The 12,672-nt window shown below is 58.5% G+C and carries 13 protein-coding genes; 10 read left to right on the top strand and 3 right to left on the bottom strand.

Going from position 1 to position 12,672, the window contains the following annotated elements:
* Positions 1-50: 50 nt before the first annotated feature.
* The 5 genes from ACYZT7_RS08070 (at position 51) to ACYZT7_RS08090 (ending at position 5,425) form a co-directional block, all read left to right on the top strand.
* Positions 51-959 (top strand): carbohydrate ABC transporter permease, encoded by a 909-nt coding sequence (locus tag ACYZT7_RS08070; protein WP_007902369.1) that lies wholly within the window; start codon positions 51-53, stop codon positions 957-959.
* Complete coding sequence (locus tag ACYZT7_RS08075; RefSeq protein WP_462040622.1) at positions 952-1,797, top strand: carbohydrate ABC transporter permease; 846 nt, start codon at positions 952-954, stop codon at positions 1,795-1,797. The genes ACYZT7_RS08070 and ACYZT7_RS08075 overlap by 8 nt, the downstream gene beginning before the upstream one ends.
* A 4-nt stretch (positions 1,798-1,801) precedes the next feature.
* Complete coding sequence (locus tag ACYZT7_RS08080; RefSeq protein WP_462040623.1) at positions 1,802-2,962, top strand: ABC transporter ATP-binding protein; 1,161 nt, start codon at positions 1,802-1,804, stop codon at positions 2,960-2,962.
* A gap of 154 nt (positions 2,963-3,116) precedes the next feature.
* On the top strand, positions 3,117-4,463 hold the full coding sequence (locus tag ACYZT7_RS08085) for a carbohydrate porin (protein ID WP_462040624.1): 1,347 nt from the start codon (positions 3,117-3,119) through the stop codon (positions 4,461-4,463).
* A 107-nt stretch (positions 4,464-4,570) separates the two neighbouring features.
* Positions 4,571-5,425 (top strand): D-hexose-6-phosphate mutarotase, encoded by an 855-nt coding sequence (locus tag ACYZT7_RS08090; RefSeq protein ID WP_462040625.1) that lies wholly within the window; start codon positions 4,571-4,573, stop codon positions 5,423-5,425.
* Positions 5,426-5,617: 192 nt separating this feature from the next.
* On the opposite strand, the gene ACYZT7_RS08095 is transcribed toward ACYZT7_RS08090, so the two are convergent.
* Positions 5,618-6,478, bottom strand: coding sequence for a MurR/RpiR family transcriptional regulator (locus ACYZT7_RS08095; protein ID WP_177318169.1), 861 nt, complete (start codon positions 6,476-6,478; stop codon positions 5,618-5,620).
* 245 nt (positions 6,479-6,723) lie between these two features.
* Between ACYZT7_RS08095 and zwf the strand changes: the two genes are divergently transcribed.
* From zwf to ACYZT7_RS08115, 4 genes are all read left to right on the top strand, one after another.
* Complete coding sequence (gene zwf, locus ACYZT7_RS08100; RefSeq protein ID WP_449643475.1) at positions 6,724-8,193, top strand: glucose-6-phosphate dehydrogenase; 1,470 nt, start codon at positions 6,724-6,726, stop codon at positions 8,191-8,193.
* Positions 8,180-8,893, top strand: a complete 714-nt coding sequence (gene pgl / locus ACYZT7_RS08105) for a 6-phosphogluconolactonase (protein ID WP_462040626.1) — start codon at positions 8,180-8,182, stop codon at positions 8,891-8,893. The genes zwf and pgl overlap by 14 nt, the downstream gene beginning before the upstream one ends.
* A 17-nt stretch (positions 8,894-8,910) precedes the next feature.
* Positions 8,911-9,576, top strand: a complete 666-nt coding sequence (locus ACYZT7_RS08110; RefSeq protein WP_462040627.1) for a bifunctional 4-hydroxy-2-oxoglutarate aldolase/2-dehydro-3-deoxy-phosphogluconate aldolase — start codon at positions 8,911-8,913, stop codon at positions 9,574-9,576.
* Between the two features lie 182 nt (positions 9,577-9,758).
* Positions 9,759-10,484: an intradiol ring-cleavage dioxygenase gene (locus tag ACYZT7_RS08115; RefSeq protein WP_462040628.1), complete on the top strand. Its 726-nt coding sequence runs from the start codon at positions 9,759-9,761 to the stop codon at positions 10,482-10,484.
* A 2-nt stretch (positions 10,485-10,486) separates the two neighbouring features.
* Here ACYZT7_RS08115 and ACYZT7_RS08120 read toward each other — a convergent pair whose 3' ends face one another.
* Positions 10,487-11,668 carry an aminotransferase class V-fold PLP-dependent enzyme gene (locus ACYZT7_RS08120; RefSeq protein ID WP_462040629.1) on the bottom strand — a complete coding sequence of 394 codons (1,182 nt, stop codon included), beginning with the start codon at positions 11,666-11,668 and terminating at the stop codon, positions 10,487-10,489.
* Between the two features lie 21 nt (positions 11,669-11,689).
* Positions 11,690-11,926, bottom strand: coding sequence for a DUF3820 family protein (locus tag ACYZT7_RS08125; RefSeq protein WP_128870220.1), 237 nt, complete (start codon positions 11,924-11,926; stop codon positions 11,690-11,692).
* Between the two features lie 203 nt (positions 11,927-12,129).
* Here ACYZT7_RS08125 and ACYZT7_RS08130 point away from each other — a divergent pair, with 203 nt between their 5' ends.
* A complete protein-coding gene (locus ACYZT7_RS08130) occupies positions 12,130-12,597 on the top strand; it encodes a ferritin-like domain-containing protein (protein ID WP_309675750.1) in 468 nt (155 codons plus the stop codon).
* Positions 12,598-12,672 lie beyond the last annotated feature (75 nt).

Here is a 12,672-nt window from a genome sequence, read left to right on the forward strand (position 1 = left end):
CCCACAAGGGATCACCCTCTGATCCTCATTTCTTCACCTGGATTATCCCGATGAGCTCTGTGGCGGTTTTCAGCAAAGCCTCACCGTTCGACGCACTGCAGCGCTGGCTCCCCAAACTGGTTTTGGCGCCAAGCATGCTGATCGTCCTGGTTGGTTTTTACGGTTACATCATCTGGACATTCGTTCTGTCCTTCACCAATTCCAGCTTCATGCCGAGCTACAAATGGGTCGGTCTGCAGCAATACATCCGCCTGATGGACAACGACCGCTGGTGGGTCGCGAGCAAAAACCTCGCGGTCTTCGGCGGCATGTTCATCGGCATCAGCCTGGTGCTGGGGGTGTTCCTGGCGGTGCTGCTGGATCAGCGCATTCGCAAGGAAGGCTTCATCCGCACCGTTTACCTGTACCCGATGGCGCTCTCGATGATCGTCACCGGTACGGCGTGGAAATGGCTGCTCAACCCGGGTCTGGGCCTGGACAAAATGCTGCGTGACTGGGGCTGGGAAGGCTTCCGTCTCGACTGGCTGGTGGATCAGGATCGCGTGGTGTATTGCCTGGTGATCGCCGCGGTGTGGCAAGCTTCCGGGTTTGTGATGGCGATGTTCCTGGCGGGCCTTCGTGGTGTCGATCAATCGATCATCCGTGCCGCGCAAGTCGACGGCGCGAGCCTGCCGACCATCTACCTGAAGATCGTTCTGCCGAGCTTGCGCCCGGTGTTCTTCAGCGCCTTCATGATCCTTGCGCACATCGCGATCAAGAGCTTCGACCTGGTGGCGGCGATGACGGCGGGCGGTCCCGGTTACTCGTCCGACTTGCCGGCAATGTTCATGTATTCCTTCACCTTCAGCCGTGGCCAGATGGGCATTGGTTCGGCCAGCGCCATGATGATGCTCGGCGCGATCCTGGCGATTCTGGTGCCGTACCTGTACTCCGAATTGCGAGGCAAACGCCATGAGTAATCAACTCGGAAAACCGGTGATCAGCTTTAGCCGCATCGCAATCTACGCCACGCTGTTGCTGGCCGCCGCGATCTACCTGATCCCGCTGGTGGTGATGCTGCTGACCAGTTTCAAATCCCCGGAAGACATCCGCACCGGCAACCTGCTGAGCTGGCCGCAAGTGATTGACGGCATCGGCTGGATCAAGGCCTGGGACGTTGTGGGCGGCTACTTCTGGAACTCGGTGAAAATCACCGTGCCGGCGGTTCTGATCTCCACGTTCATCGGTGCCATGAACGGTTACGTGCTGTCGATGTGGCGCTTCCGTGGTTCGCAACTGTTCTTCGGTCTGTTGCTGTTCGGTTGCTTCCTGCCGTTCCAGACTGTGCTGCTGCCTGCCTCGTTCACCCTCGGCAAGTTCGGCCTGGCCAACACCACCACCGGTTTAGTGCTGGTGCACGTGGTCTACGGCCTGGCGTTCACCACGCTGTTCTTCCGCAACTACTACGTGAGCATTCCGGATGCGCTGGTCAAGGCTGCACGGCTTGATGGCGCAGGCTTCTTCACGATTTTCTGGAAGATCCTGCTGCCGATGTCAATCCCGATCGTGATGGTCTGCCTGATCTGGCAGTTCACCCAGATCTGGAATGACTTCCTGTTCGGCGTGGTCTTCGCCAGTGGCGATGCCCAGCCAATTACCGTGGCCCTGAACAACCTGGTCAACACCAGCACCGGGGCCAAGGAATACAACGTTGATATGGCCGCCGCGATGATCGCCGGGCTGCCGACACTGCTGGTCTACATATTCGCTGGCAAGTATTTCCTGCGTGGGCTGACGTCCGGCGCGGTCAAGGGGTAGAACAATGGCAACTCTCGAATTACGCAACGTCAACAAAACCTACGGCGCCGGTTTGCCGGACACCCTGAAAAACATCGAACTGAAGATCGATGACGGGGAATTCCTGATCCTGGTCGGTCCGTCGGGCTGCGGCAAATCCACCTTGATGAACTGCATCGCCGGTCTGGAAAACATCAGCGGCGGCGCAATCCTGGTAGACGACGCCGACATCAGCGGCATGAGCCCGAAAGATCGCGACATCGCCATGGTGTTCCAGTCCTACGCGCTGTACCCGACCATGAGCGTGCGCGACAACATCGCGTTCGGCCTGAAGATTCGCAAAATGCCGGCCGCCGAAATCGACGAAGAAGTCGCTCGCGTGGCCAAGCTGTTGCAGATCGAGCATCTGCTCAGCCGCAAACCCGGCCAGCTCTCCGGTGGTCAGCAACAGCGCGTGGCCATGGGTCGTGCCCTGGCGCGGCGGCCGAAGATCTACCTGTTCGATGAACCGCTGTCCAACCTTGACGCCAAGCTGCGCGTCGAGATGCGCACCGAAATGAAACTGATGCATCAGCGCCTGAAAACCACCACGGTCTACGTGACCCACGACCAGATCGAAGCCATGACTCTGGGCGACAAAGTGGCCGTGATGAAGGACGGGATCATTCAGCAGTTCGGTACGCCAAAAGACATCTACAACAACCCGGCCAACCTGTTCGTGGCAAGTTTCATCGGTTCGCCGCCGATGAACTTCATCCCGCTGCGTTTGCAGCGCAAGGACGGTCGCCTGGTGGCGCTGCTCGACAGTGGTCAGGCGCGCTGCGAATTGCCGTTGGGCATGCAGGACGCCGGTCTTGAAGACCGCGAAGTGATCCTCGGCATGCGCCCGGAGCAGATCGTGCTGGCGGGCAACGAGCCGAACGGTTTGCCGACCATTCGCGCCGAAGTCCAGGTCACCGAGCCGACCGGTCCCGACACCCTGGTGTTCGTCAATCTCAACGAAACCAAAGTCTGCTGCCGTCTGGCGCCGGACGTTGCACCGGCCGTGGGCGAGACCCTGACTCTGCAATTCGATCCATCGAAAGTGCTGCTGTTCGATGCCAAGACCGGTGAACGCCTGGGGGTGGCCGGTCAGCCAAAAGCCGAAAGCCACAGCGCGAACGTCACCCAATTTAAAGGCCGATAAAGAACAAGTGTGGGAGCGAGCTTGCTCGCGATGACGGTGTATCAGTCGACATCAATGTTGAATGACAGACCGCTATCGCGAGCAAGCTCGCTCCCACAGGGATGTCACCGCGTTAAATAAAAACAGTTAATAACAATAAAACGAGGATGTAGGGATGAAGAAGAACAACAACGCTCAGCTTATCTGCCAGTTGTCAGCCATTGCGGCAATGATGCTGGCCGGTAGTGTGCACGCGGCTGACGCGTTCAGCGCCGATTCCGAATGGATGACCGGCGATTGGGGTGGCGAGCGGACCAGGCTGATCGAGCAGGGTATCGACATCAAGATGGACTACGTCGGTGAAGTGGGCGGTAACCTCCACGGCGGGTTTAATGATGACAAGACTGCGCGTTACGCCGACCAGTTTGGTCTGGGCGTGGCGCTGGACCTGCAAAAGCTGTGGGGCTGGGATAACACCCAGGCCAAGATCCAGCTCACCAACCGTAACGGTGAGAACATCTCCAATGACCGTGTCGGCGACCCGCGTGCCGGCACCTTGAGTTCGTCCCAGGAAGTCTACGGCCGTGGCCATATGGTCCGTCTGACCCAATTGTGGATCAAGCACCAGTTCCTCGACGGTAAACTGGACGTCAAGGCCGGTTACTTCGGCGAAGGCGAGGACTTCAACACCTTCCCTTGCGAGTTCCAGAACCTGGCATTCTGCGGTTCCCAAGCGGGTAACTGGGCGACCAATATCTGGTACAACTGGCCGGTCATGCAGGCTGCGGCCCGCGTGAAGTACAACATCTCGCCTGAGTTCTATGCGCAGATCGGCGCGTACAACCAGAACCCGTCGCAACTGGAGCACGGTAACGGCTTCAAGCTCAGCGGCAGTGGTACCAAGGGCACCGTCTTGCCGGTGGAACTGGTCTGGTTGCCGAACCCTGGCAACCTGCCGGGCGAATACCGTGTCGGTTACTACAAAAGCACGGCCAATGCCGATGACGTCCGCAAGGATGACAACGGCAATGATGCAGCAACCAGCGGTAACGCCTATCGCAGCCACGATAGCAAGCACGGTTACTGGTTCGTGGCGCAGCAACAACTCACCAGCCACAACGGTGACGCGTCCCGCGGTCTGAACATCGCAGCCAACGCGACTTTCCACGACAAGGACACCAACTTCGTCGACAACTACCAGTCGCTGATGTTTGTGTACAAGGGCCCGTTCGATGCACGTCCAAAAGATGACATGGGTATCGGTTTCGCCCGTATTCATGTCAACGATGACGTGAAGAAAAACGCCGAGCTGGTTAACGCCTCCAATGGTGTCACCGAATACGAGGATCCACTGTTCTCGCCGCTGCGTACCACCGAGTACAACTACGAGATCAACTACGGCTTCCACGTTACCAACTGGCTGACCGTGCGTCCTAACCTGCAATACATTACTCATCCAGGCGGTGTTGATGAGGTCGACAACGCGCTGGTCGCCGGCTTGAAAATTCAGTCGGTGTTCTAACGCTGTTGCGATAAGCTCCTCTCTATGTGCGCATTTTTGCGGACAGCCTTGGCTGTCCGCTTTTTTTTGGGGCGGCGCACCCCGGGTGATTTTCAGGACCGTGGCACATGCATGAGCATCCGCTACAACGCTTCTTCAAATCCTTGCGCGAACGTCCGGTGTTTGCGTGGGAGCGCTATCAGAAGCGCGACGTGCTGGTGATCGACCATCCGCTGTGTCAGGCGGTGTTTAGTCGGCAGGGTGCGCAGTTGCTGCACTTCCAGCCAAAAGGCCAGAAACCCTGGCTCTGGTGCGCGGCGAAGTGGCCGCAGGTCGGCGCGATTCGTGGTGGCGTTCCGGTGTGCTGGCCGTGGTATGGCCGTCATCCGAGCGAAAACGCCTGGCCATCCCATGGCTGGGCACGGCTGATCGACTGGAAGCTTCTGGACAGCAGCACTGATGACGATGGCGTGCGCCTGCACTGGCAACTTCAGTTGTGCGACTGGCAAGTGGACTTGCATGCGCACTTGGGTGAACGCATGGATTTGCGCCTGAGTACCGAGCATCAGGACAGCCTGCCGTGCCAATTGAGTCAGGCGTTGCACGCCTATTGGCGTATTGGCGACGTCGGTGAGGTAGCGCTGTCTGGCCTCGACGGGGCGCAGGGTTACGACCAGTTGAACCGTCAGATTTGTCATCAGGAAGGCGAGTTGCGGGTAGAGGGTGGCTGCCAGCGGGTGTTCCAGCATGACGGCGAATTACAGATCAAGGACCATGCCTGGCAGCGAGAATTGTGCATCGATACCGGTGATGATGCGGACACGGTGGTCTGGCATCCGGGCTCGCGGCCGTTGTTGGGGGTGAGCTGGAATGAGATGTCGGAGTTTGTGTGTGTGGAGGCGGCGAGCGGCGGGACGGATAGCCTGAGCCTGGCGCCGGGGGAGAGGGCGCATTTGAGTTTGCAGGCGCGGGTGGGGGCTTAGGTGTGTCAGGGAGATTGCTCCCTCACCCTAACCCTCTCCCGGAGGGAGAGGGGACTGACCGCGTTGATTGTTCAATCTACGTCGACCTGAAACTCTGAGTTGAACTCAGGTTTTGAAAAGCATGAAGATCTGCTCCCTTTCCCCCTCCCCCCCTTGGGGAGAGGGCTGGGGTGAGGGGTGGTTCTTAAAGTCTCAGTTAAACTCATCCCCAATCGGATACCGACTGGCATTCAGACTTTCCTTGATCTTGCGCAAATGCGGCTGGAAATCCACGCCCCGACGCAAGGTCATGCCGGTCGCCAGCACATCCAGCACGGTCAGCTGAATGATGCGCGACGTCATCGGCATATAGATGTCGGTGTCTTCCGGTAGCGGAATATTCAGGCTCAACGTACTGGCCTTGGCCAGTGGTGAACCCTCGGCCGTCAGACCCAGCACCGAAGCGCCGTTCTCCCGGGCAATACGCGCCACTTCCACCAGTTCGCGGGTGCGGCCAGTGTAGGAAATGATCACGAATAACTCGCCGGTATGCGCCACCGACGCAATCATGCGCTGCATCAGCACGTCGGCATGGGCGGTGACCGCCAGGTTGAAGCGGAAGAACTTGTGCTGCGCATCCAGCGCCACCGGGGCCGAGGCGCCGAGGCCGAAGAAGTGGATCTGCCGGGCCTGGATCAACAGGTCGACGGCGCGGCTGATCAGGTTCGGGTCAAGCGCCTGCAACGCACTGTCCAACGAGGCGATGGCGCTGCCGAAAATCTTTTTGGTATACGCTTCCGGATTGTCGTCGGCCTCAACCGCCCGGCTGACATACGCCGCGCCGCTGGCCAGGCTCTGGGCCAACTGAAGCTTGAGTTCCGGGTAGCCGCTGACACCGAACGAACGGCAGAAACGGTTGACCGTCGGCTCGCTGACCTTTGAGGCCTGCGCGAGGGCGGCGATGCTGAATCGGGTGGCCTGCTGTGGGTTGAGCAGGATCACCTCGGCGACTTTGCGTTCTGCCTTGTTCAGGTCTTCAAGGCGATTCTGGATCTGTTCCAGTAAATTTCGCACGCGGTCCATATGGGGTTCCTTGGTTCACCTACGAAAAGGAGCTTTGCTATGCAAATAAGCGTTCGGCTATGCAAATTGGGACTTTGATCGGGCCCCAAACGGTGGCCTATCCTACTGATGGCTCCGACCGTCCACCACTCGGAATCTGTATTTTGCGAAAATGTTGTGGTTATTACTACATTTTCCCTTGAGTGATGCCTTGAAAAAAGGTATTTGTAGCTTAACTTGATAAAAGAACAAACATCATGCCTTCGATTACGGTTGAACCGTGCACCTTTGCCTTGTTCGGCGCCCTCGGCGATCTGGCCCTGCGCAAGCTGTTTCCTGCCCTTTATCAACTCGATGGCGCAGGCCTTTTGCACGAGGACACGCGAATTATCGCGCTGGCCCGTGAACCTGGCAGCGAGCAGCAGCATTTGGCGTTTATCGCCTCCGAGCTGCGCCGATACGTCAGTGACAAAGAGCTGGACGAAGCCGTGGTCGAACGCTTTCTGGCCCGCCTGAGTTACCTGCACGTCGACTTCCTCAAGGCTGACGATTACGTCGCCCTGGCTGAAATGGCTGGCAGCGCTCAACGGGTGATTGCCTACTTCGCGACACCGGCAGCCGTTTACGGCGCGATTTGCGAGAACCTGTCGAAGGTCGGCCTGACCGAAAACACCCGCGTAGTACTGGAAAAGCCCATTGGTTCGGACCTGGAATCCTCGCGCAAGGTGAACGACGCCGTGGCACAGTTCTTCCCGGAGAACCGCACCTACCGCATCGACCACTACCTGGGCAAAGAAACCGTCCAGAATCTGATCGCCCTGCGTTTCGCCAACAGCCTGTTCGAAACCCAGTGGAACCAGAACTACATCTCCCACGTGGAAATCACCGTGGCCGAGAAGGTCGGGATCGAAGGTCGCTGGGGTTACTTCGACAAGGCCGGTCAGCTGCGGGACATGATCCAGAATCACCTCCTGCAACTGCTCTGCCTGATCGCCATGGACCCGCCGGCCGACCTGTCCGCCGACAGTATTCGTGACGAGAAAGTCAAAGTGCTCAAGGCACTGGCGCCGATCAGCCCGGAAGGCCTGACCACTCAGGTCGTGCGCGGTCAGTACATCGCCGGTTACAGCGAAGGCAAATCGGTTCCCGGTTACCTGGAAGAGCCGAACTCCAACACCCAGAGCGACACCGAAACCTTCGTTGCGCTGCGTGCCGATATCCGCAACTGGCGTTGGGCCGGTGTGCCGTTTTACCTGCGTACCGGCAAGCGCATGCCGCAGAAGCTGTCGCAGATCGTCATCCACTTCAAGGAACCGTCCCACTACATCTTCGCTCCCGAGCAGCGCCTGCAAATCAGCAACAAGCTGATTATCCGCCTGCAACCGGACGAAGGCATTTCCTTGCGCGTGATGACCAAAGAACAAGGCCTGGACAAGGGTATGCAGCTGCGCAGCGGTCCGTTGCAGCTGAATTTTTCCGACACTTATCGCAGCGCACGGATTCCCGATGCCTACGAGCGGTTGTTGCTGGAAGTGATGCGCGGCAATCAGAACCTGTTTGTCCGTAAAGATGAAATCGAAGCCGCGTGGAAGTGGTGTGACCAGTTGATCGCCGGGTGGAAAAAATCCGGTGATGCGCCTAAGCCGTACGCGGCCGGGTCCTGGGGACCGATGAGCTCCATTGCACTGATCACGCGGGATGGGAGGTCGTGGTATGGCGATATCTAATTTGCAACTGCCTCAGGGCGTCAGCGCCCATGAGTTCAAGAGCCCGGTGCTGCTGGCCGATGGTTTGGCGCTGAATGTGGCCAAGCAACTGAGTGACGCCATCGACGCTCGCGGCACCGCGACGCTGGTGGTGTCCGGTGGGCGCAGCCCGGTGGCGTTTTTCCAAAACCTGGCCAAGCAGAAACTGGACTGGTCCAAGGTCGTCGTGACCCTGGCCGACGAGCGCTGGGTGCCGGTCGAGCACGCCGACAGCAATGCCGGTCTGCTCAAGCGTTATCTGCTGCAAGGCCCGGCGGCCAAGGCTCAGTTTCTGAGTCTGTACAGCACCACCGTCAACCTTGAACAGGCAGCCGAGCAGGCCGACCGTTTGCTCGCCGAGTTGCCGCCGATCGACGTGTTGATACTCGGCATGGGCGACGACGGCCACACGGCCTCGTTGTTCCCCAACAGCCCGAACCTGGCCGATGCCTTGAAAGTCGACGGCAGCCGTCGCTGCTGGCCGATGCTGGCGCCGACCGTGCCGCATCAGCGCCTGACCATGAGCCGCGCGCTTCTGGCCTCTGCCCAGTTCACCGTTCTATCGATTTCCGGTCAGTCCAAGCTGACCACCTTGAGTGCCGCATTGGCCGGTGACGATGTCGCCGCCATGCCGATTCGCGCGTTTCTGCAACCTACGTTAGAGATTTACTGGTGCCCATGAGCCAAGGATCAGCCGCTATGACAAACACATCCCCAACCGTTTCCATGGCGGACAAAGTTGCCCTGATCGACAGCCTCTGCGCCAAGGCGCGGATTCTGCCGGTGATCACTATTGCTCGCGAGCAGGACATCCTGCCGCTGGCCGACGCCCTCGCGGCCGGTGGCCTGACCGCCCTGGAAGTGACCCTGCGTTCACAGTTCGGCCTCAAGGCTATCCAGATTCTGCGCGAGCAACGCCCGGAGCTGGTGACCGGCGCCGGTACTGTGCTCGATCGCAACATGCTGGCGGCTGCCGAAGCGGCCGGTTCGCAGTTTATCGTCACGCCAGGCATCACCCGTGACCTGCTGGAAGCCAGTGTCGGCAGCCCGATTCCGCTGTTGCCGGGCATCAGCAACGCCTCCGGCATCATGGAAGGTTATGGCCTGGGGTATCGCCGCTTCAAGCTGTTCCCGGCGGAAGTCAGCGGCGGTGTCGCAGCTATCAAAGCCCTGGGCGGCCCGTTCGGCGAAGTGAAATTCTGCCCGACTGGCGGTGTCAGCCCGGCCAACATCAGGAGCTACATGGCGTTGAAAAACGTGATGTGCGTGGGCGGTAGCTGGATGCTTGATCCTGAGTGGATCAAGAACGGCGACTGGGCCCGCATTCAGGAATGCACCGCCGAGGCATTGGCGCTGCTGGACTGATCGGCTATTACCAAACACTTCGTTGTGTGTTCTACGGCTTTACGGTGCGCTTGGTCGGCGCACCGTTTTTTTTTGCCTGATGAAAACCTCGCTCCTACAAAAAGATCATGCGATACATAGTTACCGCACATCGAGCCTGGCCCCGTCATAACCTGCGTTCATCTTATGGAAGAGAGAACGTCATGGACGACAACACCTCGGTTACACCCTCCACACCGGTTTACCAACTGACACCTGAACAGATAGCGGGCCCGTATTTTCGAAATCCTAAATTGATCAGGCGAAACATCAGCGAAGGCATGGATGGCATCCCTTTGGTGCTGCGACTGACAATTGTCGATGCGATGACCGGTCAGCCGGTCACGGGCGCGGTGGTCGATCTCTGGCATTGCAATGCGCGAGGCGCTTATTCGGGCTGGAGCAAGATTGATCCGGACAAGAAAGTCGATGTCGGAGCCATTGGCGCGATCCCGCGCACCGACGACGATACCTATCTGCGCGGCGGGCAATTCACGGACAAGAAGGGCATCGTGCGGTTTACCACGATCTATCCCGGATTCTATGCCGGCCGGGCCCTGCACATTCATGTCGCGGTGCGCATCACGGCCGGTAACAACTATCTGGAAGAGCGCCATGTCGCCTGGGTTGGTCAGCTTTACTTCCCGGAGGTCGCGTCGAGGTCGGTGCTCAACGCCAGGGAGTACAGTGGCCGGACAGTTTCGGCGCTGACCAACGATGAAGACTTTCACTATAAAAACCGTGGAGGCGAGGCCTCAACCTTAAACATCCATACCCTCGGTCGAGACTCGAATGAAGACGGCTTTTTCGGGCACATGACCATCGCTGTCGACACGTTTACGGTTTCATCGCAGATCAAAGCGGAGGACTTCGACAGGTACACCGTGTGACGTCAGCGCAGCTCGTTCAGCGCCTTGCTCAGCACGTCGATATCCGCGGCGGTGGTGGCGAGCCCCGGTGTTATGCGAATGCACGGACCACTCGCGGCACCACTGCGCGCCACGGTAAACAGGTTGTAGTCCTTGAGCAGCCGCTCGACCATCACCTGTTGATCGGCATGTCGGGTAAAACGCATCGAAGTGATGCCGCAATACAGTCGCGGGTCGTCCGGGGTCATGACTTCGATCCCCGGCAGTTCGCGCACCGCGCTCACCCACCGGTTGCGCAGGTAATTGAGCCGAGCGCCCTTGGCGGCGGAACCGCCCATGGCCCGATGTTCCTCGAACACCAGCGGCAGGGTCAGCAACGCCGGGATGTTGGGTGTGCTGTACGGGGTGCGGGCGCGAATGTCGGTGATCGGGAAATGCATCTCGCCCATGTCCGGGTCGATGTCGGCCAGGCGCTCGGGGGCGATGTAAATGAAGCCCAGGGTCAGCGGCGCGCCGATCCATTTGTGCAGGTTGTAGCCAGCAAAGGCGATGCTCAGTTCATCGAGATTGAATTCGAATTGGCCGAGTGCATGGGCACCGTCGAGGATCACGTCGATGCCGTGCTCTTTGGCGGCCGCAGCGATCGCCTGCACTGGCATGACCAACCCTGTGCGATGAGTAACGTGGGTCAGGGCCATCAGTTTGAGTCGCGGATAACGCACGAAGGCTTCGCGGTAAGTGGCCAGCAAACTGTCAAAACTGGCGGGGTGCGGGTGCTCGATCTCGATCACCTCGACGCCGCGATTACGCGCCAGCCAGCGCATGGCCCCTTTGACCGTGTCGTATTCCAGATCACACATCAGCACCTGGTCGCCCGGTTGAAGCTGATTGTAGTTTCGAATCAGCGATTGCAAACCGTCCGAAGCGTTGCGGGTGAGGGCGACGGCTTCCTCGGGTACGGCCACCAGCTCGGCAAGCTGTGCGCGGATCTCCAGGCTTTCGCCCTGCTCGAAGCGTTGGCGCACGAGCACCGAGTTGCTGCGGTTGATGAGTTCGATGTTGCGCTGATACTCCTCGACCACCGTGCGCGACATACGCCCGAAGTAACCGTTTTCCAGGTTGATGGGCCCGGGTTCAACCGCGTAGCGGTCGGCAAAGGTCTTCCAGAATTGTTCATCACGGGCGCGGCGGGTGTTATCGGGCATGGACTACTCGGTCTGGGAGAATCAGTGGCGCGGGGCAGGTTTGCCATGTTTGGCGCGTAGCGGCTCGAGCAACTCCGACAGGCCGTTGTGATCGATTTCCTGCATCAAGGCCAGCAAGCCGCCGAGTTCGCCATGGGGGAAACCTTCACGAGCGAACCAGTTCAGGTATTGGCCGGGGAGGTCGGCAATGATCCGGCCCTTGTATTTGCCGAAGGGCATTTCACGGGTGACTAGCAGTTCAAGCTTTTCAGGGTTCATCAATCAGTCGCCTTGATTCAAACAGTCTGGAAAATACAGGCATTCTGCATGGAGGCCAAATGACAGATCATGCAAATAAAGCGGATACAGATTTTGTGTTAAACAATAACTAATTGAAATATAAGGGATAAGTTGTCAATTCAAAGCTGGCATGCAGGGTGCAACACCTATTGCATCTTTCATTAACCCGTGAGGAATTGAAAATGACCGACATGAATAAAGAAGCCATCTCTGTACTCAACGACCTGATTGAAACCAGTAAAGACGGTCAGGAAGGGTTCAAGACGTGCGCTGAAGACATCAAACACCCTGAACTCAAAGCCATTTTCGTACAGCGCTCGGCTGACTGCGCCAAGGCTGCTTCTGAATTGCAGGCCGCTGTACGTTCCATGGGTGGCGATCCGGAAACCTCCACCAGTGTCAGCGGTGACCTGCATCGTCGCTGGGTCGACGTGAAAGCGATGTTCACCGGCAAAGATGAAGAAGCCGTGCTGAACGAAGCTGAACGGGGTGAGGACCATGCACTGAAGGCTTACAAAGAAGCCATCGAAAAAATCAACAAACACAACCTGGTGGGCATTCGTGACCTGGTTGAGCGTCAGTACCACGGCGTGCAACGCAATCACGATCAGGTAAAAGCCCTGCGTAACCAGGCTCGCGCTCGCTCGTAAGCGTTCGTTGTCTGTCAAAAACGCCAGCCAGTCTGGCGTTTTTTTGTGTCCGGGAATTAGCACTGGACGGATGAT

The sequence above is a fragment of the Pseudomonas sp. RT4P38 genome (genome assembly GCF_054897765.1).

Bases quoted from the DNA above. Each gene is read 5' to 3' on its own strand.
- ACYZT7_RS08070 (WP_007902369.1), top strand. From the start codon at position 51: ATGAGCTCTGTGGCGGTTTTCAGCAAAGCCTCACCGTTCGACGCACTG.
- ACYZT7_RS08110 (WP_462040627.1), top strand. From the start codon at position 8,911: ATGACAAACACATCCCCAACCGTTTCCATGGCGGACAAAGTTGCCCTG.
- zwf (WP_449643475.1), top strand. From the start codon at position 6,724: ATGCCTTCGATTACGGTTGAACCGTGCACCTTTGCCTTGTTCGGCGCC.
- ACYZT7_RS08120 (WP_462040629.1), bottom strand. From the start codon at position 11,668: ATGCCCGATAACACCCGCCGCGCCCGTGATGAACAATTCTGGAAGACC.
- pgl (WP_462040626.1), top strand. From the start codon at position 8,180: ATGGCGATATCTAATTTGCAACTGCCTCAGGGCGTCAGCGCCCATGAG.
- ACYZT7_RS08115 (WP_462040628.1), top strand. From the start codon at position 9,759: ATGGACGACAACACCTCGGTTACACCCTCCACACCGGTTTACCAACTG.
- ACYZT7_RS08080 (WP_462040623.1), top strand. From the start codon at position 1,802: ATGGCAACTCTCGAATTACGCAACGTCAACAAAACCTACGGCGCCGGT.
- ACYZT7_RS08085 (WP_462040624.1), top strand. From the start codon at position 3,117: ATGAAGAAGAACAACAACGCTCAGCTTATCTGCCAGTTGTCAGCCATT.
- ACYZT7_RS08125 (WP_128870220.1), bottom strand. From the start codon at position 11,926: ATGAACCCTGAAAAGCTTGAACTGCTAGTCACCCGTGAAATGCCCTTC.
- ACYZT7_RS08075 (WP_462040622.1), top strand. From the start codon at position 952: ATGAGTAATCAACTCGGAAAACCGGTGATCAGCTTTAGCCGCATCGCA.
- ACYZT7_RS08130 (WP_309675750.1), top strand. From the start codon at position 12,130: ATGACCGACATGAATAAAGAAGCCATCTCTGTACTCAACGACCTGATT.
- ACYZT7_RS08090 (WP_462040625.1), top strand. From the start codon at position 4,571: ATGCATGAGCATCCGCTACAACGCTTCTTCAAATCCTTGCGCGAACGT.